This is a genomic window from Arthrobacter sp. UYEF36 (assembly GCF_040547025.1).
In the GTDB taxonomy this organism is placed as follows: domain Bacteria; phylum Actinomycetota; class Actinomycetes; order Actinomycetales; family Micrococcaceae; genus Arthrobacter.
On record NZ_JBEPOX010000010.1, the window covers coordinates 16,943 to 43,352 of the forward strand.

Below are 26,410 nucleotides of genomic sequence, written 5' to 3' on the forward strand. Positions count from 1 at the left end.
CTGACAGGAGCGAGCGTTTTGTTGGGGTGGGCGTCAGGCGAGCAGCAGGGCGACGCCGATCATGCCCGGCACGGCGACGATGGTGGTGATGAGGACGGTGTCCTTGGCGACCGTGAGGCCGGTCTGGTACCGGCTGGCGGCAACGAACACGTTCTGCGCCGTGGGCAGGGCCGAGGTCACCACGACCGCGAAGAGGGCCTGGTCCTCCATGCCGAGGGCGAAGCGGGCAAAAACATAGGCCAGCGCCGGGTGGACGAAGAGCTTGAAGCAACTGGCCAGCAGGGTGTCGAGGCGCCGGCCGGCCGAGGCCTGCAGAGGCCGGGAGTCATTGAGGCTCATGCCAAAGGCAAGCAGCATGGCCGGAATCGCGGCACCGCCGATCAGGTGGATGGGCTGCATCACCAGCTCCGGGACCTGCCAGCCTGTCCCCGCCACCAGGAGGCCAAGGCCGGAGCCCACGATCATCGGATTCCGCAGGATCATGATCCCGAACCCCAACAGTGTGGTCCGGTGGCTGCTGGTGGTGGCGTCGAGGGCCATCAGGAACAGCGGCGTGAAGAAGGCCAGCTGGAAGATGAGCAGCGGGGCCACGTAACTGGCGTCCCCGAGGACAAAAACGGCGATCGGGATGCCCAGATTGGCGGAGTTGGCCAGCGAGGCGCCCATGGAGGACATCAGGGATTCCGGCACCGAGCGTTTGAGCAGGAAACGGACGATGACGAAGAAGAGCGCCGCCGTCGCGATGGCCCCGACCGCTGTGACCAGGAGCGGCGCGGCGAAGACGTCGTGCAGTGTGGCCTTGCTGAGCGTCTCGAACAGGAGGGCGGGGCTGGCGACGAAGAATGTCAGGGCGCTCAGCACGGACCTGGCGTTCTCGCCCAGGATGCCGCGCCGGCCGACGAACATGCCCACCAGGATGATGCACCAGACCACAAAGAAGCCGGCCAGAACCCCTAGCACGCGGCGGTCCGCGGAGTGGAAGGCGGGGAAGAGGCGGCAGTCACCCTCCCAGACTAATCAGCTTTATTAATGCCTGGCGCCTGTTGCAGCGGAAGAACGTCAGCGGATTGAGGCGTCAGTGGTTTGAGGGCGTCAGTTGAGCGTGGCGTTGTTCAGCGCGAACGGCGGTCGCATGATCCCGGGGGTATGGCCCTCCGCCGGGTCGTTGCCGATCTGGACAATTTTGTTGTCCTTGTCCACATGGACCACCTTGGGGCTGTAGGCCTTGGCCTCGTCCGTGGTCATCTGGGCGTAAGTGATGAGAATGATGACGTCGTTCTCGTGCATGAGGTGCGCCGCTGCGCCGTTGATCCCGATGACGCCGGAACCGCGCTCGCCGGCAATCGTATAGGTCTCCAGGCGGGCGCCGTTGGTGACGTCAACGATGGACACCAGTTCGCCGGGAAGAATGTCGGCCGCTTCCAGCAGATCCAGGTCAACGGTGACCGAACCGACATAGTGGAGGTCCGCGTGCGTGACCGTGGCGCGGTGGATTTTGGACTTGAATATTGTGCGATTCATAACGGGACCAGTCTAGCGCCGGCCCGCCGCCGGCGCTGTGAGCCAGCCAACACCGCCGGCCCACACCGCCTTCCCGGTCACGGGCCGGCGGGCGGGATGGAGGCTGCAGTCTCGGCCAGGATCTCCCGGGCGGCCAGGATCGCCGGGCGCCTGGTGCTGGAGCGCCGGACCGAGGTGAAGATGGTCCGGTGCGGATCGCCCGGCAGGGTGATCAGTTCCGACGTCGTCCCCCGCCCGGTCCAGACGAGGTCCGGCATGAGGGCCACAGCGTTGCCGGATTCGATCAGCCGAATCTGGGCCTGCAGGTCAGCCGTCTCGTAACGGACGTCGGGTTCGAACCCGGCGCTGCGGCAGGCCTGCTCGGCCCAGTGCCGTGACGCCGCCCCCCGCGGTTCCATCACCCAGGCCAGCGCGGCGGTGTCCGTGAGGGTCGTTACCGGCGGCCGGCCGGGGGAACGCGGCGGAACGGCGAGGCGGATCGCATCGCTGGTGAGCCGGAGCCGGTCGAGTTCGGCATACCGGGGTGCCGCGTGTCCGGGGTACTGCTCGGCAATCACCAGGTCGAAGTCCCGGGCCCAGGTTTCATGAAGTGCCGTTTCGGGTTCCCGCTGGGTCATCTCAATCCGCACTTCGGGATAGCGCGACGACATCCGGGTGAGGGCGTCCGGCATCAGGGCCAGCGCCGCGGACTGGAAAACGGCAATACGGACCGTGCCCGTCACAGTGGTCAGCGAAGCCGCCAGATCAGCTTCGGCCTGTTCCAGCGTTTCCAGCAGCTGCGCCGTGTGCGCCACCAGGACTTCGGCCTGCGGGGTGAGCTGGACCCGGCGTCCGGTCTTGCGAAGCAGCTCGACGCCGGCCTCCTTTTCCAGCAGGGCCAGCTGCTGGGAGACCGAGGAAGGGCTGTACTGCAGCGCCTCCGCGACCTCGGCCAGGGTGCCCCGGATCTTCAGTTCGCGCAACAGGCGCAACCGCCGGACATCCAGCATCGCTATTCCTTTGTGAATTCTAATGTTTATTGATTAGGAGAATTCACTTTATCTAATGCAATCCTGCTTGCATACTGTTGTCGTTGAGTAACTCCCATCACAGGGTGGATTGATGGGCGCCACACCTAAGCAGGAGACCCTGATGAGCACAAAAGACATAGACCGGTCGATCATGCGGCGCAAGCCCATCGACGACATCGAAGAAGAAAACCTACACAGCGGCCTGATGAAGAGCCTCGGGCTCTGGCAACTGACGGCCATCGGCGTCGGCGGCATCATCGGCGTCGGCATCTTCTCCCTGGCGGGCCTCGTCGCCCACGGCAGCGAATCCGAACCCGGCGTCGGCCCCGCCGTGCTGTTCTCCTTCCTGATCGCGGGCCTCGCCTCCGCGGCGGCCGCCTTGTCCTACGCGGAATTCGCCGGCATGATCCCGCGGGCCGGCTCGGCCTACACGTACGGCTACGTGGCGCTTGGCGAAATCATCGGCTGGTTCATTGGCTGGGACCTGCTGCTGGAATACATCGCGATCGTGGCCGTAGTGGCCATCGGCATTTCCGGCTACTTCGACGCCTTCCTCACCGGCATCGGTATCCAGATGCCCGTCTGGATGACTGCGACGCCGGACGAAGGAACCGGCGGCATCGTCAACATCCCGGCGATCGTAGTCTGTCTGATCGTGACCTGGATCCTGTCCCGCGGCACCAAGACCTTCGGACGCTTCGAACTCATTGCCGTGGCGATCAAGGTCATCCTAATCCTCTTCATCATTGGCCTCGGCATCTTCTACATCGACACCGGTAACTACAACCCGTTCATGCCCAGCGGGTTCGGCCCGGTAGTGGCGGGAGCAGCCACGGTCTTCTTCGCCGTGTTCGGTTACGACGCGATGAGCACCGCCGCGGAGGAAGCCAAGGACGGCAAAAAGCACATGCCGAAGGCAATCATCATGTCCCTGATTGTCGCGATGCTCCTGTACGTCGCTGCCACCCTGGTCCTCACCGGCATGCAGAACTACCAGGAAATCGACCCCAAGGCCGGCTTCGCCTCCGCCTTCAACAGCGTCGGGTTGCCGGTCATCGCCACGATCATCTCGGTCTTTGCCGTGCTGTCCATCCTGACCGTGATGCTCACCTTCCTGCTCGGCGTTACCCGCGTCTGGTTCTCGATGAGCCGCGACGGGCTGCTTCCCGGCTGGTTCGCCAAGACGGACCGCCACGGTACGCCGCAGCGTGTCACCTGGATCGCCGGAATCGCCTCCGCACTCCTCGCCGGAGTGTTCCCGATCAAGGCCGTGGCCGACCTGACCAACATCGGCATCCTGGCCGCGTTCGTCGTCGTCTGTACCGCGGTCATCGTGTTCCGCTACAAGAAGCCCGACGCCCCGCGCACCTTCCGGCTTCCCCTGATGCCGCTGGTTCCGGCCTTTGGTGTGCTGGCCTCGGCGTTCCTGATGTTCCAGCTGCATTGGGAGACCTGGGCCCGCTTCGGCGTCTGGCTCGTCATCGGCCTGGTCATCTACTTCGGCTACGGGCGCAAGCACTCGCTGATGAACCCTGAGAGTCCGCGGCACGAGGAGCTCGTGGAGTTGCACCGCCCCCTCGGCTAGCCCATCACCCCCCTCACTTCTGGCAGCAAATATCGGGACGCTCCCTCAGGTCCGGCGCGTTAGCGACAAACCCTCTCTCACTTCGTGGGAGGGGGTTCGTCGTTTCGGGGCGTCAACTGAGGGAGGGTCGTCCGAAAAGGGACGGGAAGTGAGGGAGGGTCCGGGGGGGATGAGCGGCTGATCAGACAGGCCACCTAGCCTTCGATTTTCCTAACCAGTATTGCTCGGAAAACATCGCTTTATCTTATGAAAATCCGGTCGCATACTGAATCTAGAACGGTCCATACCTTGAGAAAGAACGAGTACCAGCCATGACCAACATTTCAACGGAGTCCGGTGTGAACACCGGCAACGCGGCCGCGCACGCACCCGTCTCGGAAGGCTCACCGGTCCTCGAGGCCGCAGCCCTCGCCGAGGAGACCACCGGGCTGGTACGCCGCTGGCTCACCGAGGCGGCGAAAGTCCCGGTGGACGCCTCCGCCGAGCAGCTCGCCGGCGTCCTGAAGGACCCCAACGGCCTGGACTTCACCGTCGGGTTCGTCGACGGCGTCGTCCGCCCCGAGGACCTGGAAGTCGCCGCCCGCAACCTTGCCGCGCTGGCCCCCAAGGTCCCCGCCTTCCTGCCCTGGTACATGCGTGGCGCCGTCCGCCTCGGCGGCACCGTGGCTCCGGCGCTGCCGCAGGTGGTCATCCCGATCGCCCGCCGGGTGCTCCGTGAAATGGTCGGCCACCTCATCGTCGATGCCACCGACGCCAAGCTGGGCCCGGCCATTGCCAAGATCCGCAAGGACGGCATCAAGCTCAACGTCAACCTCCTGGGCGAGGCCGTACTCGGCGAACACGAGGCCTCGCGCCGCCTTGAGGGAACGCACAAACTGCTCGCCCGCCCCGACGTCGACTACGTCTCCATCAAGGTCTCCTCCACGGTGGCCCCGCACTCGGCCTGGGCTTTCGACGAGGCCGTTGAGCATGTGGTCGAGAAGCTCACCCCGCTCTTCACCCGCGCCGCGTCCTTTGCCGCCGACGGACAGAACGCCAAGTTCATCAACCTGGACATGGAGGAATACAAGGACCTGGACATGACCATCGCGGTCTTCACCCGGATCCTGGACAAGCCGGAGTTCAAGAACCTCGAGGCCGGCATCGTGCTGCAGGCCTACCTCCCGGACGCGCTCGCCGCCATGATCCGCCTGCAGGACTGGGCCTCCGCCCGCCGCGCCGACGGCGGCGCCGCGATCAAGGTCCGCGTGGTGAAGGGCGCCAACCTGCCGATGGAACAGGTCGAAGCGTCCCTGCATGACTGGCCGCTCGCCACCTGGGGCACCAAGCAGGACTCTGACACCAACTACAAGCGCGTCATCAACTACGCGCTGCACCCGGACCGGATCCGCAACATCCGGGTCGGCGTCGCCGGCCACAACCTCTTCGACATCGCGTTCGCCTGGCTGCTGGCCAAGCAGCGCGGCGTGGAGTCCGGCATCGAGTTCGAGATGCTGCTTGGTATGGCCCAGGGCCAGGCGGAAGCCGTCAAAAAGGACGTAGGCTCGCTCCTGCTCTACACCCCCGTGGTCCACCCCGCCGAGTTCGACGTCGCGATCGCGTACCTGATCCGCCGGCTCGAGGAAGGTGCCAGCCAGGACAACTTCATGTCCGCCGTTTTTGAACTCAGCGAGAACGAAACGCTCTTCGAGCGCGAGAAGCAGCGCTTCCTCGCCTCCCTCGCCAAGCTCGACGACGAGGTCCCGCCGCCCAACCGCCGGCAGAACCGCAGCCTTCCGCCCGAGCCCATGCCGCACGACTCCTTCGAGAACACCGCGGACACCGACCCCTCGCTGCCCGCCAACCGCGATTGGGGCCGCGCCATCCTGGAACGGGTCCCCTTCTCGACCCTCGGCAACGACGCCGTGGACGCGGCCACCATCAACGACGAGCAGACCCTCAACACCGTGATCAACACCGCGGTGGAAAAGGGCAAGGCCTGGGGCGCCCTCTCCGGTGACGAGCGTGCGGCGATCCTGCACCGCGCCGGCGATGTCCTGGAAGCCCGCCGTGCCGACCTGCTGGAGGTTATGGCCAGCGAAACCGGCAAGACCATCGACCAGGGCGACCCGGAGGTCAGCGAGGCTGTCGACTTCGCTCACTACTACGCCGAAGCGGCCCGCAAGCTCGACGACGTCGACGGTGCCGCCTTCGTCCCGGCGAAGCTCACCGTGGTGACCCCGCCGTGGAACTTCCCGGTCGCCATCCCGGCCGGCTCCACCCTGGCCGCCCTCGCCGCCGGCTCCGCCGTCGTGATCAAGCCCGCCAAGCAGGCCCGCCGCAGCGGTGCCGTGATGATCGAGGCCCTTTGGGAGGCCGGCGTCCCGCGGGACGTCCTGACCATGGTCCAGCTGGGCGAGCGTGAGCTTGGCCGGCAGCTGATCTCCCATCCCGCGGTGGACCGGGTGATCCTCACCGGCGGCTATGAGACCGCCGAACTCTTCCGTTCCTTCCGCAAGGACCTGCCGCTGCTCGCCGAGACCAGCGGCAAGAACGCCATCATCGTGACCCCGAGTGCCGACCTGGACCTCGCCGCCAAGGACGTCGCATATTCCGCCTTCGGCCACGCCGGGCAGAAGTGCTCTGCCGCCTCGCTGGTGATCCTCGTGGGATCCGTGGCCCAGTCCAGGCGGTTCCACAACCAGCTGATCGACGCCGTCACGTCCCTGAAGGTCGGATACCCGGAGGATCCGTCCAGCCAGATGGGCCCGATCATCGAACCCGCCGGCGGCAAGCTCCTCAACGCCCTCACCACCCTCGGCGAAGGCGAAAACTGGGCCGTCGAGCCGAAGCAGCTGGACGGGACGGGCAAGCTCTGGAGCCCGGGCGTGCGCTACGGCGTGCGCCGCGGCTCCTACTTCCACCTCACCGAATTCTTCGGCCCCGTGCTGGGCGTGATGACCGCTGACACCCTGGAGGACGCCATCGCCATCCAGAACCAGATCGAGTACGGCCTCACCTCCGGCCTGCACTCGCTGAACCCGGAGGAAGTGGGCATCTGGCTCGACACCGTCCAGGCCGGCAACCTCTACGTCAACCGCGGCATCACCGGCGCCATCGTGCAGCGCCAGCCCTTCGGCGGCTGGAAGAAGTCCGCCGTCGGAGCCGGCACCAAGGCCGGCGGGCCCAACTACCTTGTTGGGCTCGGCGAATGGGTCAGCAAGCCCAGCACCGCGGCCGGCAAGGTGGCCGCGCATGCCGGCGTCCGCCGGCTGGAGCAGGCAGCCCAGGGCTTCCTGGCCGACGGCGAGCTGGAACCGCTGCAGCGCGCCCTGGCCTCCGACGCCCTCGCCTGGGCCGAGGAATTCGGCACTGCCAAGGATGTCTCCGGGCTCAGCGCCGAGCGGAACATCTTCCGCTACCGGTCACTGCCGGTCACGGTGCGGCTCTCAGAAGGCGAACCGCTCGCCCACCTGGTCCGGACCGTGGCGGCCGGCGTCCTGGCGGGCTCCGCACTGACGGTGTCCACCGCCGTCGAACTCCCGGCCCGGCTGCGCACCGTCCTCGCCGGCCTCGGCATCGAGGTGACCGTCGAGAACGACGCCGACTGGCTGGCCTCCGCGGGCAAGCTCGCCGGCGCGGCCAGGCTCGCAACCTCGCGGATCCGGCTCATCGGCGGGAACGCCGAGGCCCTGGCCGAGGCGACCGGGGGCCGTCCCGACCTGGCGGTCTACTTCCACCCGGTCACCGAAGCCGGACGCGTTGAACTGCTGCCGTTCCTGCACGAGCAGGCCGTCAGCATCACAGCGCACCGCTTCGGCACCCCGAACCACATCTCGGACGGGCTGATCTGACGGGCTGATCCAGGGACCGCCTCCCTGCAGGCGGCACAAAAACGAGCCGGACGGCCACCCTCCAATAGTGGCCGCCCGGCTCGTGTCTTGTGGCTCGGAGCCTGCCGACTCAGCCGAAGTACCAGCCGGGTGGAACCCACGAGGCAGGCACGGCGTGGGCCGAGAAGTCGTCGCAACCGGAGCAGAAGTACGTGACTTCGCCCAGCTTGTTGATGGAACCGTCCCGGTGGTGAGTGGCAGGGACAAAAGTCTCAAGGTAGATGAACTCGTCGGTTCCGCAGCGTTCGCAGTAGGGACTGCCGACGTATTCGGCCTCCACCAGGGCCGGAGGGTGCGGGTCCAAACGTCCGCGGCTGGGGTGGTGGGCTGCGGAGCCGCGGTTCACCACCTGCGAAAGCGGGCCCGCCGGCTTGAGGCTGCGGGCTGATGCTGATGGGTGGGGGCGGTTTACGGCTGGCGTCATTGTCGGCCTATCCCGAACGCCTCCGGAGGGTCGCCGCATGGCAGACACCAAGGACAGCGTTCGTGTTTCGAATCGTTGTCATAGGCCTCTGCTTGACCTGCAACACACTCAGGATATGTCACGAACTCAAGTGGATCAATGGTACGCGTAAGTACGCAATCCGAGTAGGTACATCGGTGAGTACGCAGGTGCCCTCCGGCCGCCTAGGCGGAGCGCTTCAGGGTCCGGCCCGCGATGGTCTGGGTCAGGGCCTCGATCACCTCGGTATTGGCCAGCGGGTTGCGGATCAGGGTGAAATCGACGTCGCCCACCGCCGGCAGGTCAAAGCGCCGGGTAATGATCTTCAGGTCCTCCGGCACCAGCGAGGACGGCATGACGGCCACTCCGATACCGGCGCGGACTGCGGCCAGCACCCCGCTGATCTGCCGGGTGGTGCACGTGATCCGCCAGGTCCGCCCAGCGGATTCGAGCGCGTCGATGGCCAGTTTCCGGCTCAGGCTGGGGGCGGGGTAAGCAATCAGCGGCACGGATTCGGCCGGGTCCAGTGCGGTCTGTTCCAGGCCCACCCAGGCGAAGGAATCCTGCTGCACCACGGTGCCGTCCTTGGCCCCGGCCACCCATTTGACGAAGACGAGGTCCAGCTGGCCGGCGTTGAGCCGCTTGTAGAGCTGGTCGCTTTGGCCCACGGTCAGTTCCAGGTTGATCTGCGGGTAGACCTGCCGAAACTCCCGCAGGATCCTCGGCAGCCCGGTGATCGCGAGGTCGTCGGCCGTGCCGAAACGCAGCCGGCCGCGCATGGCCGATCCGGAGAAGTAGCGGGAGGCGGCGTCGTGCGCGGCCAGGATGCTGCGGGCGAACCCGGCCATGGCGTCCCCGTTGTCGGTCAGCCGCACATCCCGGGTGTCCCTGGCCACCAGGACCCGCTTCGCGGCGGTCTCGAGCTTGCGCACGTGCTGGCTGACCGTCGGTTGCGCCAGGCCCAGCCGCTCCGCCGCCTTGGTGAAGCTCAGTGTTTCAGCCACGGCCAGGAAGGATCGCAGCTGCGCGGGTTCAAACATGCGGTCTCCTGAGCTGCGGCGATCCCGCGCCGCATTGCGTTTCGTAATCCGAGTTATGCGGTGAATAAGCTTCCACAATCTGTTGCGGCCAGCTTAGCGTTAAGGCATCCCCGCTCACCCGCTCCTTTGAGGACTTTCCGTGGCACCCCCTCCGCCGTTAGAGGCCAACGTAACTGCACTGCCGGACACGAACACCGCGCCCATCCCCGTCGTCAGCCAGCGGCTTCCCTGGCGCCACACCTTCATCTCATTGAAAGTCCGTAATTTCCGCATCTTCGTGATCGGCCACTTCATCGCCGTGATCGCCCTGTGGATGCAACGGATCGCCCAGGACTGGCTGGTACTCCAGCTCTCCGGTTCCGTTACCGCCGTCGGGATCACCGTGGCGCTCCAGTTCCTGCCCTCGCTGTTCCTGGGCCCGTGGGCGGGCATGATGGCGGACCGCTTCGCGAAGCGGAAGATCCTGATGCTGTGCCAGTCGGCGGCAGCCCTGCTCGCGGCCATCCTCGCGGTGCTGGCGCTGAGCCATCGGATCGAGGTCTGGCACGTGTACGTGATCGCCCTGGCCCTGGGCCTGGTCACTGTGCTGGACCAGCCCGCGCGGCAGGTCTTCGTCAATGAACTCGTCGGCCCGACCTACCTCCGGAACGCCATCAGCGTGAACTCTACGACGTTCCAGCTCGGTGGCCTGATCGGGCCTGCGCTCGCCGGACTGCTGCTCACCGCGGTGGGGGCCGGCTGGGCGTTCGCCGCGAACGCCGTCGCCTGCTGCTTCACGGTCGCGATGCTGCTCACGCTGCGGAAGGACCAGCTGCACATCAGCGCGCCGGTGCCCAAGCGCAAGGGCATGCTCAAGGAGGGGCTGAACTATGCGCTGAGCAAACCCACCATCTACTGGCCGTGGCTGATGGCCGGCTTCATCGCCGTATTCGCGATGAGCCTGCCGGTGCTGCTGGCCGCGTTCGCGGACAACGTGTACGACGTCGGCGCCGGCGGCTACGGCCTGCTGAACGCGCTGGTGGCCCTCGGGGCGCTGGCCGGGGCCATCACTTCCGCCCGCCGGCGGCAACTGAGGCTGCGCTCGGTGATGCTGGGGGCGGGGATGTACGGGCTGATGCTCTGCCTCGCCTCGCTGGCGCCGTCCATGGTGTGGTTCGGGGCGGCGATGGTACTGGCCGGGTTCTGGTGCCTGATGTTCCTGACAGCGGCTAACCAGCTGGTCCAGATCAGCTCCAATATGGCCATCCGAGGGCGCGTCATGAGCCTGTACATCATGGTGCTGATCGGCGGGCAGGCCATTGGCGGGCCGATGATCGGATGGCTGGCCGAGCATGTGGATCCGCACACCGCCATCCTGGTCTCCGGCGGGGTGCCGGCACTGGCCGCGGCGACGGTCGCCGTCGTGCTGGCACGCCGCGGCCAGCTGATGCTCAAGGTGGACGTGAAGGACCGCCGGCGGCTCGTGAAGATCGTCCGGCGCTAGACGGCCAGCGGGGCGTGCGGGTACTCCGGCTTCCGCTGCTGGAACTGCAGTACGTCCGGGTTGAGGACCACGCCGTCGCGGATTTCGATCGCGCGGCGGATGGTCTCGTTCGCGCTCCAGGCCCCGGGGCCGGTGATCACGGTTTCCAGGAACGGCAGGAGCGCCTCGCTGATTTCCCAGCTGGACGAGTTCCACAGGTAGGAGGGGCTGTGGTCCACCGCGTAGTAGTCGATATGGTCCCCGACCTTGAACATCGGCTCGGCGAACGTGGTGGATTTCGCCCAGCTGAAGCCCATGCCCTCGTCGCAGGACACGTCCACGATCAGGCTTCCGGGCCGGAACGCATCCAGGTCCTCGGAGTGCAGGTACGTCAGCGGCGCGTTGGGATCCTGCAGGGTGCAATTGACCACGATGTCGCTCGCGGCGAGAAATGGCGCGAGCGGCACGCGGCCCCGGTCGGTGATGACCTCGCTGCGGAATGGCGCCTGATCGTCGTGGTCGAACTGCGCGATCCGCACCGAATGGATGGGGGAACCCACCGCGGCAACCCCGCGGTTGGTCAACACCTGGACGTCATGGATGCCGTGGGCGTTGAGGGCCGTGACCGCACCGCGGGCCGTGGCCCCGAAACCGATGACGACGGCGCTGAGGCGGCGGCCGTAGACCCCCGTGGATCCCGTCAGTGCCAGGGAGTGCAGCACGGAGCAGTAGCCGGCCAGCTCGTTGTTTTTGTGGAAGACATGGAGGCCGAAGCCGCCGTCGCTGGCCCAGTGGTTCATCGCCTCGAAGGCGATCAGCGTGAGCTTCTTGTCGATGGCCAGCTGGGTGATGGCCCGGTCCTGGACACAGTGCGGCCAGCCCCACAGGACCTGACCGTCCCGGAGTTCGGCGAGGTCCTCGGGCTGCGGCTTGGGCAGGAGCACGACGTCGGCCTCGGCCAGCAGCTGCGCACGGGGGACGATGCGCCCCACCAGCGGTGCCAGGTCGGCGTCCGAAAGGCCGAACCGCTTGCCGTAGCCCTCTTCCAGGATCAGCTGCCGCCGGAGCTCCGGGGCGATGCGGTCCAGGTGTAGGGGGTGGATCGGGAGGCGCCGCTCGTCAGGTTTCCGCGTGCTGGCAACGACTCCGAGGGTGAGGTGGCTCATGGTGCCGCTCACTTCTTTTTGGGACTCGCCGGCTTGGAGCTGGTGGCCTTGTCCAGGGAGCTGGGCGGCGCTGCAGCGGTCCTCTTGTCGGCCCGTTTTTCCTTGATGGATTTGCCGGATTTCTTGGATGCTGCTTGACGGGGGGATTTGTCAGCCATGATCGCTCCTGTAGCGGAACCGGAAAGGTTCCTGACTTCGAACGATACAGGTACTGACCTAACGGCCCCGGGGACGTCCACCGGGCTGGGTCCGGCCAGTGGCCGTGCGGGAATTGGAGCGGCTGACGGGAATCGAACCCGCGTATCAAGCTTGGGAAGCTAGCGCTCTACCATTGAGCTACAGCCGCAGTGGGACCGTCCGAAAGGCCGGACCTGGTCCCGGTGAAAACAACGAGATTCACATTACCCCAGTCGGAAGCCTTCTCAGAACACTCGAACCGGTTTCGCGTCCCGTCCCTCTCGTCCCTGGGCCGTCAACCCGCTTGGCGCGCCATGTGGCGCGCACCGCGGAGACCGAACACGACGGCGGGTCCGATGGTCGAACCGGGTCCGGGGTACGTCCGCCCCATGACGGAGGCGGCGTTGTTGCCCGCCGAGTAGAGGCCCTCGATGACAGTGCCGTCGGCGCGCAACGCCCGGGCCTCGCCGTCGGTGACGACCCCGCCCTTGGTGCCGAGGTCGCCGATCACCACCTTGAACGCTGTGAACGGGCCCTTTTCGAGCGGACCGAGGCAGGCGTTGGGGTGCACCGTCGGGTCGCCGTAGTAGCGGTCGTAGGCTGAGTTGCCGCGGCGGACGGCGACGTCGACGCCCGACCGCCCGGCACCGGATCCGCATCGTCGGACGGACCCCCGAGCTGCAGAGCAGCACCTCGGCCCCGTTCCGGCTGTGGCGGCAGAGCCTCTATGACTTCGCCGCCGCGCAACCGGGCGTCGACACCCTCCGTGCCCAGGTGTTCGCTTGGTCCGTGCAGAGCACGGCACTGGCCGGGCTCATCTGGTGGGTGACGGAGGAGTCGGGGGCGGCTCCCTGGCAGGCCGTGGATGAGGCGTTCGCGCAACTCAAGGACTGAGCAGGAGCCCGCCGGAGGCGGCACGGCGACGGTTCGCGGAGCGTCCTGGCTGTGGCGGCACGCAAGACCTCTATAGCCTAGATCCATGACTGTTCTGCTGAGGGAAGACCGACGGTGTTAGAGAACCCCGCGACGCCGCTGGGCGCCGGCCTGGATGACGGTCCGGCCGGCGGAAGCGCCGTTCCGCGGCCGACACCGCGGCACCAGCAGCTGATCGTGACGATTTACGGCCTCTACGGGCGCTCCAACGGGGGCGCACTGCCGGTCTCGGTGCTGATTTCCATGCTCGATGACCTTGGCGTCGAGTCCTCGGGGGTGCGCTCTTCCGTGTCCCGGCTCAAGCGCCGCGGAGTGCTGGAAAGCGTCAAACAGGGCGGAGTGGCCGCCTACCGGCTGGCCCCCAGTCTTGAGGATGTCTTCCAGGAAGGTGACCGCCGCATCTTCTCGCCCCGCCGGGCGACGGCTGCCGACCGCTGGCTCCTCATCGCCTTCTCCGTCCCGGAATCGCAGCGCCACCTCCGCCACCAGCTGCGCAGCATGCTGACCCGGATGGGCTTCGGATCTGTCACCCCGGGCCTCTGGATTGCCCCGGGCAACACCTATGACGACATCAGGCACCAGCTTGAGCGGACCGGGCTGACTGAATACGTGGAGTTCTTCAAGGCCGAACACCTGACCGCCGGTGACGTCAAGGACAAGGTTTCCCGGTGGTGGGACCTTCCGGCACTGGAGTCGCTCTACGCGGAATTCATCGAGCGCTTCGCGCCGGTCCTGGCGCGCTGGGAGTCGGCGGGCGCAGCCGCGCCCGGGCCCGATGCCGACCGGGCGGCCTTCGCGGACTACATCCAGCTCCTCACCCAATGGCGCCGGCTCCCGTATCTGGATCCGGGCCTGCCGGCGGAGTTCCTGCCGACGGGCTGGCACGGGCTCACCGCAGAACGGATCTTCGCGGAGCTGCACCGCCGCCTGAACGCCCCGGCCCGCCAGCATGCCGAGCGGCTGCTGGCGGCCACGGGCAGTTCCGGTACTGCCTAGGCTGTGCCGGGCAGGACCCTGGTCCTAACCCTGGCCTGACACCACAGCGACCCCCTGGATTTCGATCAGAGCCTCGGCCTGCCAGAGCCGCGTGACGCCGACGCCGGCCATCGCGGGATAGTCGGTGCCCGCCATCTCGCGCCAGATCCGCCCGATTTCGCGGCCGTTCTTCTGGTAGTCCTCGACGTCGGTCAAGTAGATGGTGACATTGACCAGGTCCGAGGGCGCGCCCCCGGCTTCAGCCAGCGTCGTGAGGACGTTGGAGAAGCACTGGCGGAACTGCTCCACGATGCCGCCGGGAACAATGTCGCCGTTGCTGTCCATAGCCGTCTGCCCACCCAGGTACACGGTGTTGCCGGCCAGGACGCCGTGGGCGAAGCCGGAGGGCTTGGCCAGGGCTGCGGGGTTGATGACCTTGTGGTTCATGGTGGCTCCTCTATGTCGGCTGCATATCAGCGGGTAGTTGGGGTCCGGCGTTCAACCGGCGGGCGGATTCGGAACCGCTGCCGGTCTACCCAAACCGGTGAATTCGTGTTAACTTGAGCATATGTGACGACCGTAAAAATGTCGACATACCCGAATCGGGGATGCCGCAGCGGGCACGTCACCGGAACCGGCAAAGGGGCCGGCTCCGCCGTCGACCCGGAAGTGAAGAATCATGCGCCTTGCGACCGTCATTACGGCAGCCCACGACGCCGAGGGCCCCGCCACCCGCGCCGCCGTGCAGGTGGGGGACCGCTTTGTGCTGCTGGCCGCGCAGGACCTCAGTGAACTGCTGGGAAGTGCCGGCTGGCGGGAACAGGCAGCGGCCGCCGTTGCCGCCGCGGAAGTGGCGGGCAGCGCGGGCGACGCCGTCCGTGCCGACACCATCCCCGCCGACGCCGTCCGCTTCGCCACCGTGCTGCCGCGCCCGTCCAAAGTTATCTGCTGCGGCCTGAACTACGCGGACCACATCGCCGAAATGGGCCGGGAGCTGCCGGAATACCCCACCCTGTTCGCCAAGTACGCGGACACCCTGATCGGGGACGGCGAGGTCATCGACGCCGCCGGACACGGCGCCAAGCTGGACTGGGAAGCAGAACTGGCGGTCGTCGTCGGCGCCCCGCTCAGGAACGCCTCGGTTGAGGAAGCCTCCGCCGCGATCGCCGGCTATACGGTGGCCAACGACATCTCCATGCGCGACTGGCAGAACCGCACCCTGCAGTGGTTCCAGGGCAAGGCTTTCGACCGCACCACCCCGCTCGGTCCGGTGCTGGTGACCGCGGACGAATGCGATCCCCAGGCCGGCGTCCGGGTCCGCTGCCTGGTCAACGGCGCAGAGGTCCAGAACGGCAACACCAAGACGCTGGTCTTCACCGCAGCCGCCCTGCTGTCCTACATCTCCACCTTCACCAGGCTGAGCCCCGGCGACGTCGTCCTCACCGGCACCCCCGGCGGTGTCGGCATGGGCGCCACCCCGCCGCGTTTCCTGCACGACGGCGACGTGGTCACCACCGAGATCGAGGGCATCGGCACGCTCACCAACACTGTCCGTCTCTAAGCCACAACCCCGCCAGTCCGACCCACCATACAGAGAGGCATCACCATGACAGAACAGATCAGCGAGCAGTTGACTGAACAGATCGTCCCCGTCGTTACCCGCAAGGGCGCGGAGCACCGCGACACCGGCCAGTCCGGCGGAGCCGTTAGGATCTCCGGCGTCAGCACCCAGCACACCCCTGCCACAAAGATTTGGTACGGCCAGGTCAGCAACGAACCGGGCTACCGCTCCTTCCCGCACCACCACGGCGAAGCCGAAACCGGCGGCTATGTGCTGCGCGGCCACGGCCGGATCTACTTTGGCGAGGGCTACAAGGAATTCATCGACATGACCGAGGGCGACTGGGTCTTTGTCCCGCCGTACATGCCGCATGTGGAAGCCAACATGAGCGTCACCGAGGAGCTCGTCTGGCTCACAGCGCGCACTCCGGAGAATATTGTGGTGAACCTCGACGACGTCGACGACTCCACGCTCGAAGGGTACCGCCGGGTATGAGCCCCACCTCGGAGATCCTGCTGTCGGCCCTTGCACTGACGGCCGTAGAACCGGAATTCCTCGACGAGGCCTACACCGCCACGACGCAGTACGTGCCCTGGCCCAAAGCCTACGGCGGCGACATGGTGGCCCAGGCCGCGGCCGCCGCAATGCGCTCGGTGGGCGATGACCGCTCGCTGCACTCGATGCACAGCTACTTCATGCGGCCGGTGGACATCGGCGCCGAGGTCCGTTACGAAGTGGAGCGGCTTCGCGACGGGCGGGGCTACTCCACCCGCCAGGTTCGCGCCTACCAGGCCGGCAAGACCGTCTATGTGGCCATGGCATCCTTCCAGGCGGAGGAATCCGGTCAGGAATTCGCCCGTGCCATGCCGGCCGGGATCCCGGGCCCGGAGTCGCTGCCGTCCTCCGCCGACGTGCTCGACGGCGTCGCGGGTGACGCTGCGGCCTACTGGTCCGGCGGCCGCAGCTTCGACATGCGGCATATTCCGGGATCCGTGTATCTCAGCGTTGAGGGGGAACAGGTTCCGTACCAGGCCGTCTGGGTGAAGGCCTTCGACCGGCTCCCCGACGACCCGGACCTGCAGCGGGCGGCGCTGGCCTACGTTTGCGACTACACCATCCTCGAACCTGTGCTCCGGGTGCACGGTTACGCCTGGGGTGACCCGGGCCTGGTCACGGCCAGCCTGGACCACGCCATGTGGTTCCACCGCGAAGGCCGGGTGGACGACTGGCTGCTCTACGTCCAGGAAGCAGTCTCGGCCCAGGCCAGCCGCGGCCTCGCCCAGGGGCACTTCTACGACCGGCAGGGCAGGCTCCTCGCCACGGTGGTCCAGGAAGGCATGATCCGGAAGTCGATTGCTCCGTAACTGCCCTTTTGGGCGGCCAAAACGGCCGTTTCGGAGCAATCGATGGCCCACCACCACCTGACAATGACGATACGAAAGGCTTGCAATGGAACTGACGCCCTCGGCGCACCAGGACACCTTTGCGCGTGACAACCTGCCCCCGGCATCGCAGTGGCCAGAATTGGAGTTCACGCTCCCGGAACTGCAGTACCCGCAGCAACTCAACGCCGCCACCGCACTGATTGACGACGCCGTCCGCAGCTTTGGTGCCGAACGCCCGGCCCTGCTCACCCCCGACGGCACCGCCTGGAGCTACGGGGAGCTGCAGCGCCGGGCCAACCAGGTGGCCCAGGTCCTCGTGGAGGACTGCGGGATCGTCCCGGGGAACCGCGTGATGCTGCGCTCGCCGAACAACCCGTGGCTCGTCGCGGCCTGGCTCGGGGTGCTCAAGGCCGGCGCCGTGGTCGTCACGATCATGCCGGCGCTGCGGGCCAACGAGATCCGGACGCTGCTGGAGCTGACCCGGCCGGCCGCCGCACTGTGCGACAGCCGCTTCCTGGACGATCTGGCCGAGGCTGCCGGCGACGAGGTGCCGGTGCTGGCCATGGGGGGCAGCACCGGCACGGACCTCGCCGCCCGCTGTGCGGCCAAGAGCGGCGAGTTCACGACCGTCCCGACGGCGGCGGACGACGTCGCGCTGCTTGGCCCGACCTCGGGCACCACCGGGACACCGAAAATCACCATGCACTTCCACCGCGACATTCTCGCCAACGCGGACACCTTTGCCCGGCACATCCTCAAGCCGACGCCGGAGGACATCTTCGCAGGGTCGCCGCCACTGGCCTTCACCTTCGGGCTGGGCGGTCTTGTGGTCTTCCCGCTGCGCTTTGGGGCCGCCGCGCTGCTGACTGAACGCGCCACCCCGCTCGAGCTGGCGCAGGCCGTGCACGCGGCGAAAGCCACCATTCTGTTCACTGCTCCGACGGCGTACAAGGCCATCCTCAAGGAGGGCGCCGAGGGGTTGCTCGCCAGCCTCCGGACCGCAGTGTCGGCGGGGGAGCACCTGCCGGCGGAAACCTGGCGCGCCGTCCACGAACGCACCGGCCTGAAGCTGGTCAACGGCATCGGCGCCACCGAAATGCTGCACGTTTTCATCTCCGCGGCAGGGGACGAGATCCGCGCCGGCGCCACCGGCACCGCCGTCCCCGGCTACCGGGCCACGATCCTTGACGATGACGGCAGGGAACTGGGCCCGAACGCGGTCGGGCGACTCGCCGTGATCGGTCCCACCGGCTGCCGCTACCTCAACGATTCCCGCCAGCTGGACTACGTCGTCGACGGCTGGAACGTCACCGGCGACACCTTCAGCCGGGACGAGGACGGCTATTTCTACTACCAGGCACGTTCGGACAACATGATCGTGTCCTCCGGCTACAACATCGGTGCACCCGAGGTCGAGGCCGCGATTGACCAGCACCCGGACGTGATGGAAAACGCCGTCGTCGGCAGGCCGGACCCCGACCGGGGCAGCGTGGTCTGCGCCTTCATCGTGCTGCGCGAGGGCGTCGAGGCCGATGATGCGAAGCGCAAGGAGATCCAGGACTTCGTGAAGCGGACCATCGCCCCGTACAAGTACCCGCGCCAAGTGAACTTCGTCGACGGCCTGCCCCGCAACCCGAGCGGCAAACTTCAGCATTTCCGGCTGCGCGAGCAGCTGGCCGCTGACACCGCTACCCCCGAACACCAGAACGTTTGAGAGGCACCACATGAAAATCGCAATCATCGGCGGCGGCCCGGGCGGACTGTACTTCGCCGCCCTCATGAAGCAGCTGGATCCAAACCACGAGGTCACCGTCTGGGAACGGAACGCCGCGACCGACACCTTCGGATTCGGTGTCGTCTTCAGCGACGAAACCCTCGGCGGCATCGGCAACGCGGACACCGTGATCGCCGAGTACATGTCCCAGCGCTTCGCCCGCTGGACCGACATCGACATTCACTTCAAGGGTCAGCAGCACACCGTCGGCGGCCAGGGCTTTGCCGCCATGAGCCGCAAGGAACTGCTCGAGCTGCTGCAGCGCCGCTGCGCCGAACTCGGCGTCGACCTGCACTTCAGCACCCTGGCGCCGGACGTCGAGGAACTCAGCCGCGACTACGACCTCGTCCTCGCCGCGGACGGCCTGAACTCCGCCGTCCGCTCGCGATTCGCCGAGATTTTCCAGCCCAGCCTCGACGTCCGCAGGTCCAAGTACATGTGGCTCGGCACCGACCTCGTCTTCGAGGCGTTCAAGTTCTTCGTCAAGGACACCGAGCACGGCGTCATGCAGATCCACGGCTATCCCTATTCGGACGAGGGAAGCACCTTCATCGTGGAAATGCACGAGGACGTCTGGCGCAGCGCCGGCTTCGACGCCACCGAACACCAGGCCTTCCGGCCCGGCGAAAGCGACGAGGCGGCCGTCGACGCGATCCGTGCCATCTTCGCCGCGGAGCTCGAGGGGCACGAGGTCCTGGTCAACAACTCCAAGTGGATCAACTTCACCACGGTCCGCAACGAGTCCTGGCGGCACGGCAACATCGTGCTCCTCGGCGACGCCGCCCACACCGCGCACTTCTCCATCGGCTCCGGAACCAAGCTGGCCATGGAGGACTCCCTCGCCCTGGCAGCCTGCCTGCACGAACACACCGAGCTCGAGGCCGCGCTGGAAGCCTACGAAACGGAACGCCGGCCCGTCGTCGAATCCACCCAGCGCGCCGCCCAGGCCTCGCTGGAATGGTTCGAGAACATCGGCATGTACAAGGACCAGAACCCGGTCCAGTTCTGCTTCAACCTGCTCACCCGCAGCCGCCGGATCACCTACGACAACCTCAGGCTGCGGGATCCCGAGTTCGCCGCCCGCGTGGACGAGGAATTCGCACGCACGCAGGGCATCGAGGGCAGTGCCCCTGCCATGTTCCAGCCCTACCGGATCGGCGGGCTGGAACTGAAGAACCGGATCGTCGTCTCACCGATGGACATGTACACCGCCACCGACGGTGTGCCGGGCAACTTCCACCTGGTCCACCTCGGCAGCAAGGCCCTCGGCGGCGCCGGCCTGGTTATGACCGAGATGGTCTGCGTCTCCGAGACCGGCCGTATCACGCCAGGCTGCAGCGGCCTCTACAACGAGGTCCAGCAGGAGAGCTGGCGCGAGATCGTCAACTTCGTGCATCACCGTTCGACGGCGGCCATCGGTGTCCAGCTGGGCCATTCGGGCCGCAAGGGGTCCACCAAACTGATGTGGGAAGGGATCGACGAGCCACTGCCCGAGGGCGGCTGGGAACCGGTAGGCCCCTCGGCGATACCCTACGGCCCGGGCAGCCCGGCCCCGCGCGAAATCGGCCGTGCTGAAATGGACCAGGTCCGGGACGAGTTCGTCGCGGCCACTGTCCGTGCGGCAGCTGCGGGCTTTGACCTGCTGGAGCTGCACTGCGCGCACGGCTACCTGCTGTCCACCTTCCTCTCGCCGCTGGCCAACCGGCGCACTGACAACTACGGCGGATCGCTGGAGAACCGGCTGCGGTACCCCCTGGAGGTGTTCGACGCCGTCCGTGCGGCCTGGCCGGCGGGCAAACCGCTCACGGTCCGGCTCTCCGCGACGGACTGGTCACCCGGCGGCAATGACGAGCACGACGCTGTAGCGATCGCCCGGGCGTTCGTGGAGCACGGCGCCGACGGTGTGGACGTCTCCTCCGGCCAGGTGGTCAAGGAGGAGAAGCCGGCCTACGGCCGGAGCTACCAGACGCCGTTCGCGGACCGGATCCGGCAGGAGGTGGCGCACAAGGCAGGCGTGGCAGTGATCGCGGTGGGGGCGGTGTCCTCCTACGACGACGTCAACTCGATCCTGCTGGCAGGCCGGGCGGACCTCTGTGCCCTTGGCCGCACGCACCTATTTGATCCGCAGTGGACCCTGCATGCGGCGATCGAGCAGGACTATCGCGGGCCCGGCGCCGACTGGCCGCAGCAATTCCGGGCCGGCAGCCGGAAGCCGCCGTCGGCCCGCACCGACGCGGTCCGGCCCCGGCTCGCGCTGGTGCGCGAGCCGGAAATTGCCGGGCTGCCGACGCACCTGCGCTGGACACCGGCGAAAGTGCCGGCGTCGGTCTAGCGCCGGCGGGGGACCGCTGTCCGGCGCCTCGATGGCGCGGTGCCGGGCAGCGGACGGGGCGGTCCGGTCAGTCCCGGCCGGACACGCCGCGGGCGGTGACTTTGGCCGTCAGCTCCGCCGGCCACGGGCTGGCGGCCGTGGCGCCCTGGGCGACGTGGGCCGTGACGAAGGACCCGTGGGCGGCGAGGGCCCGTGGTTCGCCGCGGAATTCCTCGCCCCACACCTCAAAGCTGAACGTCATGGACGTGCGGCCGATTTTCTCCACCACTACGGTGGTGGTGACCTGCTGGCCGAAGTACAACTTCGCCCGGTAGTTGAGTTCGTGGCGAACCCGCGGAGCCAACGGGAAGTACTCCGGCAGATCCAGGTCCCGGAACAACTTGGCCTCGCAGGCCTCGACAAAGCGGAGCACCGCCGAATTGTGCTGGTGCCCCGCGGCATCCGTATCCACCCATTCAATGGTCCGTTCCAGGGTCGCCGTCGTGGCGGTGCCGGGGAGGGACTGAAGGGGGTTCATGGAGGCCGCCTGGAAGTTCGAAGAGCAGTTAGCAACAGCGCAGTAATCAACCGCTGCATTACCCAATGGAAGGTAAGTCCATGGTAGTAGCTTCATATGTTTCCCCCGGCGCCCCCGGCGCCCCGGGCGTCCCGGAAGTGGCCGGCAAGCCCCTCGACACGGACCGGGAGGTCCCCGGCGACCAGGTGCAGCAGTCGTCCGGGACCGTCGCGCAGCTCGTGGGCAGGACCCTGGCGGAGCTCGGCGTCGGCCACGTCTTCGGCGTCGTGGGCAGCGGCAACTTCGAGGTGACCAACGCCCTGCGCCTGGCCGGGGTGCCCTACACCGCGGCCCGGCACGAGGGCGGCGCTGCCACCATGGCCGACGCCTATTCCCGGATGTCCGGCCTGGTCGGCGTGGTGAGCACGCACCAGGGCTGCGGGCTGAGCAACGCCGTCACCGGGATCGGGGAAGCCGCCAAGAGCCGCACGCCGCTGATCGTACTGACGGCCGACACCCAGAGCTCCGCAGTCCGGTCAAACTTCAAAATTGACCAGGATGCCCTCGCCCGGAGCGTCGGAGCCGTGAGCGAGCGGATCCATTCCCCGGCCACCGCCGTCGCGGACACCATCCGGGCCTTCCGTACCGCCCGGAACGAACGCCGCACCGTAGTGCTCAATTTGCCTCTCGATGTCCAGTCGGCCCCGGCACCGGCTGCCGTCCAGGCAGCGGCGGGCCGCCCTGCCGCTGTCGCCGACGCCCAGCCGGTCCGCCCTGCTGCCCCCAGCGTCCGTCGCCTGGCGCACCTGATCAACGCCGCGGAACGCCCGGTTTTCGTGGCAGGCCGCGGGGCCAGGAACGCGCGCGGGGAGCTGCTCAGCCTCGCCTCGCATTCCGGGGCGCTCGTTGCCACGTCGGCGGTGGCGAATGGATTGTTCCATGACGAGGACTTCGCCCTCGGGATCTCCGGTGGATTCTCCTCGCCGCTCAGCGCCGAGCTGATCCAGGGTGCTGACCTGATCGTCGGCTGGGGCTGCGCCCTGAACATGTGGACCATGCGGCACGGGCATTTGATCTCGGCCGGGACCGCCGTGGTCCAGGTCGACGTCGATGACTCCGCCCTTGGCGCCAACCGGCCCATCGACCTGGGCGTGGTGGGGGATTCCGCGCTGACCGCGGCGGATGTCCTCGCGGAACTGCGGACGCTCCAGCCGGCGCCGGCGCTGAGGTACCGCACCGCGGAGAACGCGGCGTCCATGGCAGCAGGCTCGCGCTGGAACGACGTCGAAACGCCGGACCTCTCCGGCGGCGGGCGGATCGATCCGCGGGTGCTGAGCCGCGAACTGGATCTCATCCTGCCCGCGGACCGGATTGTCTCGATCGACTCCGGCAACTTCATGGGCTATCCCAGCACCTATCTCGAAGTCCCGGATGAGTTCGGCTTCTGCTTCACCCAGGCCTTCCAATCGATCGGGCTCGGTCTCTACACCGCGATCGGGGCCGCGCTGGCCCGGCCGGACCGGCTGCCGGTCCTCGGGGCCGGGGACGGCGGCTTCCTGATGGGCATCAGCGAACTGGAGACCGCCGTCCGGCTGGAGCTGCCGCTCGTCTGCATCATCTACAACGACGCCGGCTACGGGGCGGAGGTCCACCACTTCGGCGCGGGCGCGGAGTCCGATGGCGGCCCAGCTGTCGATCGCGCCGTAGACCTCGGTACCGTCACCTTTCCGGACACTGACATCGCCGCGATAGCCAGGGGTTTCGGCGCGGACGCCGTGACGGTCCGCAGCGTGGCGGACCTTGAGGCCGTCCACCGTTGGCTGCAGGCGGGCCCGGCCCGGCCGCTGGTCATCGATGCCAAAATAGCGTCCGACGGCGGCGCCTGGTGGCTCGCCGAGGCCTTCAAAGGCCACTGACTTCAGCGCATAACGCTGACGATCGTTACAGAAACTAAATATGCTGATTTGTTTACTGTCGGAATGAATGCGTGACACAGTGGGCACAGCATGTGATCTGCCACACAAAATCCCTTCGAAATCTCAATGAGAGGTACACCCATGACGCAGTCAATGCCGACTGAGTTGCGAAACGAGGCCACGCCCCGGTGGAAGGGCCACGCGGTCCTGATCCTGTGCTTCGTGGCCATCGTCTTTGATGGTTATGACCTGGTGGTCTACGGATCCACCGTCCCCACGATCCTGAAGTTCCAGGAATGGGGCGTCACCCCCGCGCAGGCCGGCCTGATCGGCAGCCTCGCCCTGGTCGGTATGCTCGTCGGCACGCTCTCCGTCGGCATCCTGACCGACAAGCTGGGCCGTCGCCGCATCATGCTTGCCTGCATCGCGTGGTTCTCCACCTGCATGCTGCTCACGGCGTTCGCGCCGTCCGCCGAGGTCTTCGGCCTCCTGCGGTTCCTGACCGGTCTGGGCCTGGGCGGCATCGTTCCCACCTGCATCGCGCTGACAGTCGAATACGCCCGCAAGGAGCGGCGCCAGATCGCCAACGCCGTGATGTTTAGCGGCTACTCCGTGGGCGGCGTCGGCGCCTCCCTCCTTGCCATCAACCTGTTGCAGCACATCGACTTCCGCTGGATGTACGCCATCGGCGCGCTGCCCCTCGTCACCCTGCTCCCCATCGCCTGGAAACTCCTGCCCGAGTCGGTGGCTTACCTCGCCCGGAAGCAGCGCATCGAGGAAGCCAAAGCGACCGCAGGCCGCTACGGCCTAATCTACTCGGACATCGTCACCGCGGAGGACGTCAAGACCGGGGCAGAAGCGCCGAAATCGGCCATGAAGACCCTGTTCACCCGCAAGTGGATCCGCTCTACCGTCCTGTTTGCGATGGCGAACTTCTGCGGACTGCTGCTGGTCTACGGGCTGAACACCTGGCTGCCGCAGATCATGCGGCAGGCCGGTTTCCAGCTCGGCGATGCCCTGACGTTCCTGCTGGTGCTCAATGCCGGCGCGATCGTTGGCTCCATCAGCGCCTCCGTCCTGGCGGACAAGATCGGCATCCGAAAGGTGGTGACGGCGTCCTTCCTCCTGGCCTTCGTGTCCATCCTTATGCTGAGCCTCCAGCTCCCGCTGGCGATGCTGCTCGTCATCGTCGCCTTCGCCGGGCTCGGCTCGGTGGGAACCCAGATCCTGGTGGGCGGCTACTGCGCCACGCATTATCCGCAGTCCCTGAGCGCCACCGCCCTGAGCTGGTCACTCGGCATCGGACGCATCGGCGCCATCTGCGGGCCGCTGATCGGCGGTCTGATCGCCGGAATGGCCTTCGGCTGGCAGCTCAACTTCTACATGTTCGCGGCCTTCGCCGTGGTCGGCGCCATTGTGGTGTTCTCGGTGCCGAAACTCACCGAAAAATAGGCCACGCATTAGCCCCTGCGAAGGAGTCACAGAGCAGTACACAATCCGGGGAGTCCCATAACTCTTCGATAAAGGCCCGCCCCGCAGCCGCGCGGGGCGGGCCTTGCTGTCTATCCTGAAGGAGTTAGCTGCAGTTCCGGGGAAGCGGGCTACGCCCATCAGCCGTCCGCCGAGCAAGGATTTCCGTGGCAATCGCAGAATACGACGTCGTCATCAAACGGGATGCCATGAGCGTGTATGACTTCCTGCTCGACGCCCGCAACCTGCCGGCCTGGCGTGCCGGTGTCAGCAGCATTGAACTGGAATCGGGCGCTGCCGGAACCAAGGGGGCCGTGTACCGGCAGACCGTCACCGGCCCCGGCGGGCGCGCCATCTGCGGAGATTTCGAGATCACCGAGGCGCGGCCCGGGGCGGAAATCCAATACAGGGGCCTGGGCGGGCCGGAGCGGACCCGCGGCGGCTACTACCTGAGCACCGAAGGCGGAAGCACCCGCGTCCGCTTCGCCGTGGAATGCGAGCCCCGGGGTCTCCTGGCCCGGCTGAAGTCCCCCCTCCGCCGCCGGATGAAGGCCGAGGTCTGCCAATTGGAGCAGCTCAAGTCGGTGCTGGAAGAGCAGACAGAGCCGTAGCGGCAGTGCCGTAACACTCGCCCCGCGCACTGTTGTCCCCGGCGAGTACGGTAATTTTGAGACTGTGCTGATCTCCGACCGCGACATTCGTGCCGAAATTGACTCCCAACGGATCGTTCTGGAGCCGTTTGACCCTGCCATGGTTCAGCCTTCGTCGGTTGACGTCCGGATCGACAAATTCTTCCGGCTCTTCGACAACCACAAGTACGCCCATATTGATCCGGCAGAGGAACAGCCTGAGCTGACCCGCCTGGTCGAGGTCGAGTCCGGCGAACCCTTCATCCTCCACCCCGGGGAATTTGTCCTGGGCTCCACCTACGAAACGGTGACGCTCCCGGACGACATCGCCGCCCGGCTTGAGGGCAAGTCCTCGCTGGGGCGGCTGGGCCTGCTCACCCACTCCACGGCAGGGTTCATCGATCCGGGCTTCTCGGGGCACGTGACCCTCGAGCTGTCCAATATGGCGACGCTGCCGATCAAGCTGTGGCCGGGCATGAAGATCGGCCAGCTGTGCTTCTTCCGGCTCACTTCCGCGGCCGAGTACCCGTACGGCTCCGGCGAATACGGCAACCGCTACCAGGGCCAGCGCGGCCCGACGGCGAGCCGCAGCCACTTGAACTTCCACCGCACGGACGTCTGAACCCGCGGCGCGGTAATACCGCGCTCCTGCACCCGCAGCACG

General features: G+C 67.0%; 23 protein-coding genes, 1 tRNA gene and 1 pseudogene. 14 read left to right on the top strand and 11 right to left on the bottom strand.

Features of this window, described 5'->3' with window-relative positions; translation table 11 throughout:
- Positions 1-33 precede the first annotated feature (33 nt).
- From ABIB29_RS14700 to ABIB29_RS14710, 3 genes are all read right to left on the bottom strand, one after another.
- Positions 34-960: an AEC family transporter gene (locus tag ABIB29_RS14700; protein ID WP_354173548.1), complete on the bottom strand. Its 927-nt coding sequence runs from the start codon at positions 958-960 to the stop codon at positions 34-36.
- 132 nt (positions 961-1,092) lie between these two features.
- A complete protein-coding gene (gene panD / locus ABIB29_RS14705; protein ID WP_354173549.1) occupies positions 1,093-1,521 on the bottom strand; it encodes an aspartate 1-decarboxylase in 429 nt (142 codons plus the stop codon).
- Positions 1,522-1,598: 77 nt separating this feature from the next.
- Positions 1,599-2,510 (bottom strand): LysR substrate-binding domain-containing protein, encoded by a 912-nt coding sequence (locus ABIB29_RS14710; protein ID WP_354173550.1) that lies wholly within the window; start codon positions 2,508-2,510, stop codon positions 1,599-1,601.
- A gap of 142 nt (positions 2,511-2,652) precedes the next feature.
- Here ABIB29_RS14710 and ABIB29_RS14715 point away from each other — a divergent pair, with 142 nt between their 5' ends.
- Positions 2,653-4,116 (top strand): amino acid permease, encoded by a 1,464-nt coding sequence (locus ABIB29_RS14715; protein ID WP_354173551.1) that lies wholly within the window; start codon positions 2,653-2,655, stop codon positions 4,114-4,116.
- A gap of 311 nt (positions 4,117-4,427) precedes the next feature.
- Complete coding sequence (locus ABIB29_RS14720; RefSeq protein WP_354173552.1) at positions 4,428-7,949, top strand: bifunctional proline dehydrogenase/L-glutamate gamma-semialdehyde dehydrogenase; 3,522 nt, start codon at positions 4,428-4,430, stop codon at positions 7,947-7,949.
- Between the two features lie 109 nt (positions 7,950-8,058).
- Here the strand turns inward: ABIB29_RS14720 and ABIB29_RS14725 are convergent, their stop codons facing one another.
- On the bottom strand, positions 8,059-8,412 hold the full coding sequence (locus ABIB29_RS14725) for a hypothetical protein (protein ID WP_354173553.1): 354 nt from the start codon (positions 8,410-8,412) through the stop codon (positions 8,059-8,061).
- Positions 8,413-8,615: 203 nt separating this feature from the next.
- A complete protein-coding gene (locus ABIB29_RS14730; RefSeq protein WP_354173554.1) occupies positions 8,616-9,470 on the bottom strand; it encodes a LysR substrate-binding domain-containing protein in 855 nt (284 codons plus the stop codon).
- Between the two features lie 139 nt (positions 9,471-9,609).
- Here ABIB29_RS14730 and ABIB29_RS14735 point away from each other — a divergent pair, with 139 nt between their 5' ends.
- Complete coding sequence (locus tag ABIB29_RS14735) at positions 9,610-10,953, top strand: MFS transporter (protein WP_354173555.1); 1,344 nt, start codon at positions 9,610-9,612, stop codon at positions 10,951-10,953.
- Here the strand turns inward: ABIB29_RS14735 and ABIB29_RS14740 are convergent.
- From ABIB29_RS14740 to ABIB29_RS14755, 4 genes and pseudogenes are all read right to left on the bottom strand, one after another.
- The gene (locus ABIB29_RS14740) at positions 10,950-12,098 is read right to left on the bottom strand and encodes a N(5)-(carboxyethyl)ornithine synthase (protein ID WP_354173556.1); all 1,149 of its coding nucleotides are present in this window, start codon (positions 12,096-12,098) and stop codon (positions 10,950-10,952) included. The two genes, ABIB29_RS14735 and ABIB29_RS14740, sit on opposite strands and share 4 nt — an antisense overlap.
- Positions 12,099-12,106: 8 nt before the next feature.
- Positions 12,107-12,256: a hypothetical protein gene (locus ABIB29_RS14745; RefSeq protein WP_192815748.1), complete on the bottom strand. Its 150-nt coding sequence runs from the start codon at positions 12,254-12,256 to the stop codon at positions 12,107-12,109.
- A 114-nt stretch (positions 12,257-12,370) separates the two neighbouring features.
- Positions 12,371-12,444 (bottom strand) — tRNA-Gly (locus ABIB29_RS14750).
- Between the two features lie 126 nt (positions 12,445-12,570).
- Positions 12,571-12,885 (bottom strand): annotated as a pseudogene (locus tag ABIB29_RS14755) (FAD-binding protein); the annotation flags it as partial.
- 68 nt (positions 12,886-12,953) lie between these two features.
- On the opposite strand from ABIB29_RS14755, the gene ABIB29_RS14760 reads away from it, so the two are divergent.
- Positions 12,954-13,169, top strand: a complete 216-nt coding sequence (locus ABIB29_RS14760; protein WP_354173692.1) for a hypothetical protein — start codon at positions 12,954-12,956, stop codon at positions 13,167-13,169.
- 114 nt (positions 13,170-13,283) lie between these two features.
- Positions 13,284-14,204, top strand: coding sequence for a PaaX family transcriptional regulator (locus tag ABIB29_RS14765; protein WP_354173557.1), 921 nt, complete (start codon positions 13,284-13,286; stop codon positions 14,202-14,204).
- A gap of 24 nt (positions 14,205-14,228) precedes the next feature.
- On the opposite strand, the gene ABIB29_RS14770 is transcribed toward ABIB29_RS14765, so the two are convergent.
- Positions 14,229-14,630: a RidA family protein gene (locus tag ABIB29_RS14770; protein ID WP_354173558.1), complete on the bottom strand. Its 402-nt coding sequence runs from the start codon at positions 14,628-14,630 to the stop codon at positions 14,229-14,231.
- A gap of 232 nt (positions 14,631-14,862) precedes the next feature.
- Between ABIB29_RS14770 and ABIB29_RS14775 the strand changes: the two genes are divergently transcribed.
- From ABIB29_RS14775 to ABIB29_RS14795, 5 genes are all read left to right on the top strand, one after another.
- The gene (locus tag ABIB29_RS14775) at positions 14,863-15,744 is read left to right on the top strand and encodes a fumarylacetoacetate hydrolase family protein (RefSeq protein ID WP_354173559.1); all 882 of its coding nucleotides are present in this window, start codon (positions 14,863-14,865) and stop codon (positions 15,742-15,744) included.
- A gap of 45 nt (positions 15,745-15,789) precedes the next feature.
- Positions 15,790-16,239 (top strand): cupin domain-containing protein, encoded by a 450-nt coding sequence (locus tag ABIB29_RS14780; RefSeq protein ID WP_354173560.1) that lies wholly within the window; start codon positions 15,790-15,792, stop codon positions 16,237-16,239.
- Positions 16,236-17,108 carry an acyl-CoA thioesterase gene (locus ABIB29_RS14785; RefSeq protein ID WP_354173561.1) on the top strand — a complete coding sequence of 291 codons (873 nt, stop codon included), beginning with the start codon at positions 16,236-16,238 and terminating at the stop codon, positions 17,106-17,108. Before ABIB29_RS14780 ends, ABIB29_RS14785 begins: the two co-directional genes overlap by 4 nt.
- Positions 17,109-17,193: 85 nt before the next feature.
- Positions 17,194-18,843 carry an AMP-binding protein gene (locus ABIB29_RS14790; protein ID WP_354173562.1) on the top strand — a complete coding sequence of 550 codons (1,650 nt, stop codon included), beginning with the start codon at positions 17,194-17,196 and terminating at the stop codon, positions 18,841-18,843.
- Between the two features lie 10 nt (positions 18,844-18,853).
- Positions 18,854-21,235: a bifunctional salicylyl-CoA 5-hydroxylase/oxidoreductase gene (locus ABIB29_RS14795; protein ID WP_354173563.1), complete on the top strand. Its 2,382-nt coding sequence runs from the start codon at positions 18,854-18,856 to the stop codon at positions 21,233-21,235.
- Positions 21,236-21,302: 67 nt separating this feature from the next.
- On the opposite strand, the gene ABIB29_RS14800 is transcribed toward ABIB29_RS14795, so the two are convergent.
- Entirely contained in the window at positions 21,303-21,752 is a 450-nt protein-coding gene (locus ABIB29_RS14800) for an acyl-CoA thioesterase (protein ID WP_354173564.1), read from the bottom strand.
- Positions 21,753-21,832: 80 nt separating this feature from the next.
- Here ABIB29_RS14800 and ABIB29_RS14805 point away from each other — a divergent pair, with 80 nt between their 5' ends.
- The 4 genes from ABIB29_RS14805 to dcd all read left to right on the top strand — a co-directional run bounded on the left by ABIB29_RS14805 (position 21,833) and on the right by dcd (position 26,368).
- The gene (locus tag ABIB29_RS14805; protein ID WP_354173565.1) at positions 21,833-23,647 is read left to right on the top strand and encodes a thiamine pyrophosphate-binding protein; all 1,815 of its coding nucleotides are present in this window, start codon (positions 21,833-21,835) and stop codon (positions 23,645-23,647) included.
- 141 nt (positions 23,648-23,788) lie between these two features.
- Positions 23,789-25,099, top strand: coding sequence for an MFS transporter (locus ABIB29_RS14810; RefSeq protein WP_354173566.1), 1,311 nt, complete (start codon positions 23,789-23,791; stop codon positions 25,097-25,099).
- A gap of 185 nt (positions 25,100-25,284) precedes the next feature.
- Positions 25,285-25,728, top strand: a complete 444-nt coding sequence (locus tag ABIB29_RS14815) for an SRPBCC family protein (protein ID WP_354173567.1) — start codon at positions 25,285-25,287, stop codon at positions 25,726-25,728.
- A gap of 64 nt (positions 25,729-25,792) precedes the next feature.
- Positions 25,793-26,368, top strand: a complete 576-nt coding sequence (gene dcd, locus ABIB29_RS14820; RefSeq protein ID WP_354173568.1) for a dCTP deaminase — start codon at positions 25,793-25,795, stop codon at positions 26,366-26,368.
- The last annotated feature ends 42 nt before the right edge of the window (positions 26,369-26,410 follow it).

Excerpts from the sequence above, each read along its gene's own strand:
- panD (WP_354173549.1), bottom strand. The coding sequence starts at position 1,521 with ATGAATCGCACAATATTCAAGTCCAAAATCCACCGCGCCACGGTCACG.
- ABIB29_RS14710 (WP_354173550.1), bottom strand. The coding sequence starts at position 2,510 with ATGCTGGATGTCCGGCGGTTGCGCCTGTTGCGCGAACTGAAGATCCGG.
- ABIB29_RS14715 (WP_354173551.1), top strand. The coding sequence starts at position 2,653 with ATGAGCACAAAAGACATAGACCGGTCGATCATGCGGCGCAAGCCCATC.
- ABIB29_RS14720 (WP_354173552.1), top strand. The coding sequence starts at position 4,428 with ATGACCAACATTTCAACGGAGTCCGGTGTGAACACCGGCAACGCGGCC.
- ABIB29_RS14725 (WP_354173553.1), bottom strand. The coding sequence starts at position 8,412 with ATGACGCCAGCCGTAAACCGCCCCCACCCATCAGCATCAGCCCGCAGC.
- ABIB29_RS14730 (WP_354173554.1), bottom strand. The coding sequence starts at position 9,470 with ATGTTTGAACCCGCGCAGCTGCGATCCTTCCTGGCCGTGGCTGAAACA.
- ABIB29_RS14740 (WP_354173556.1), bottom strand. The coding sequence starts at position 12,098 with ATGAGCCACCTCACCCTCGGAGTCGTTGCCAGCACGCGGAAACCTGAC.
- ABIB29_RS14745 (WP_192815748.1), bottom strand. The coding sequence starts at position 12,256 with ATGGCTGACAAATCCCCCCGTCAAGCAGCATCCAAGAAATCCGGCAAA.
- ABIB29_RS14770 (WP_354173558.1), bottom strand. The coding sequence starts at position 14,630 with ATGAACCACAAGGTCATCAACCCCGCAGCCCTGGCCAAGCCCTCCGGC.
- ABIB29_RS14775 (WP_354173559.1), top strand. The coding sequence starts at position 14,863 with ATGCGCCTTGCGACCGTCATTACGGCAGCCCACGACGCCGAGGGCCCC.
- ABIB29_RS14780 (WP_354173560.1), top strand. The coding sequence starts at position 15,790 with ATGACAGAACAGATCAGCGAGCAGTTGACTGAACAGATCGTCCCCGTC.
- ABIB29_RS14785 (WP_354173561.1), top strand. The coding sequence starts at position 16,236 with ATGAGCCCCACCTCGGAGATCCTGCTGTCGGCCCTTGCACTGACGGCC.
- ABIB29_RS14790 (WP_354173562.1), top strand. The coding sequence starts at position 17,194 with ATGGAACTGACGCCCTCGGCGCACCAGGACACCTTTGCGCGTGACAAC.
- ABIB29_RS14795 (WP_354173563.1), top strand. The coding sequence starts at position 18,854 with ATGAAAATCGCAATCATCGGCGGCGGCCCGGGCGGACTGTACTTCGCC.
- ABIB29_RS14800 (WP_354173564.1), bottom strand. The coding sequence starts at position 21,752 with ATGAACCCCCTTCAGTCCCTCCCCGGCACCGCCACGACGGCGACCCTG.
- ABIB29_RS14805 (WP_354173565.1), top strand. The coding sequence starts at position 21,833 with ATGGTAGTAGCTTCATATGTTTCCCCCGGCGCCCCCGGCGCCCCGGGC.
- ABIB29_RS14810 (WP_354173566.1), top strand. The coding sequence starts at position 23,789 with ATGACGCAGTCAATGCCGACTGAGTTGCGAAACGAGGCCACGCCCCGG.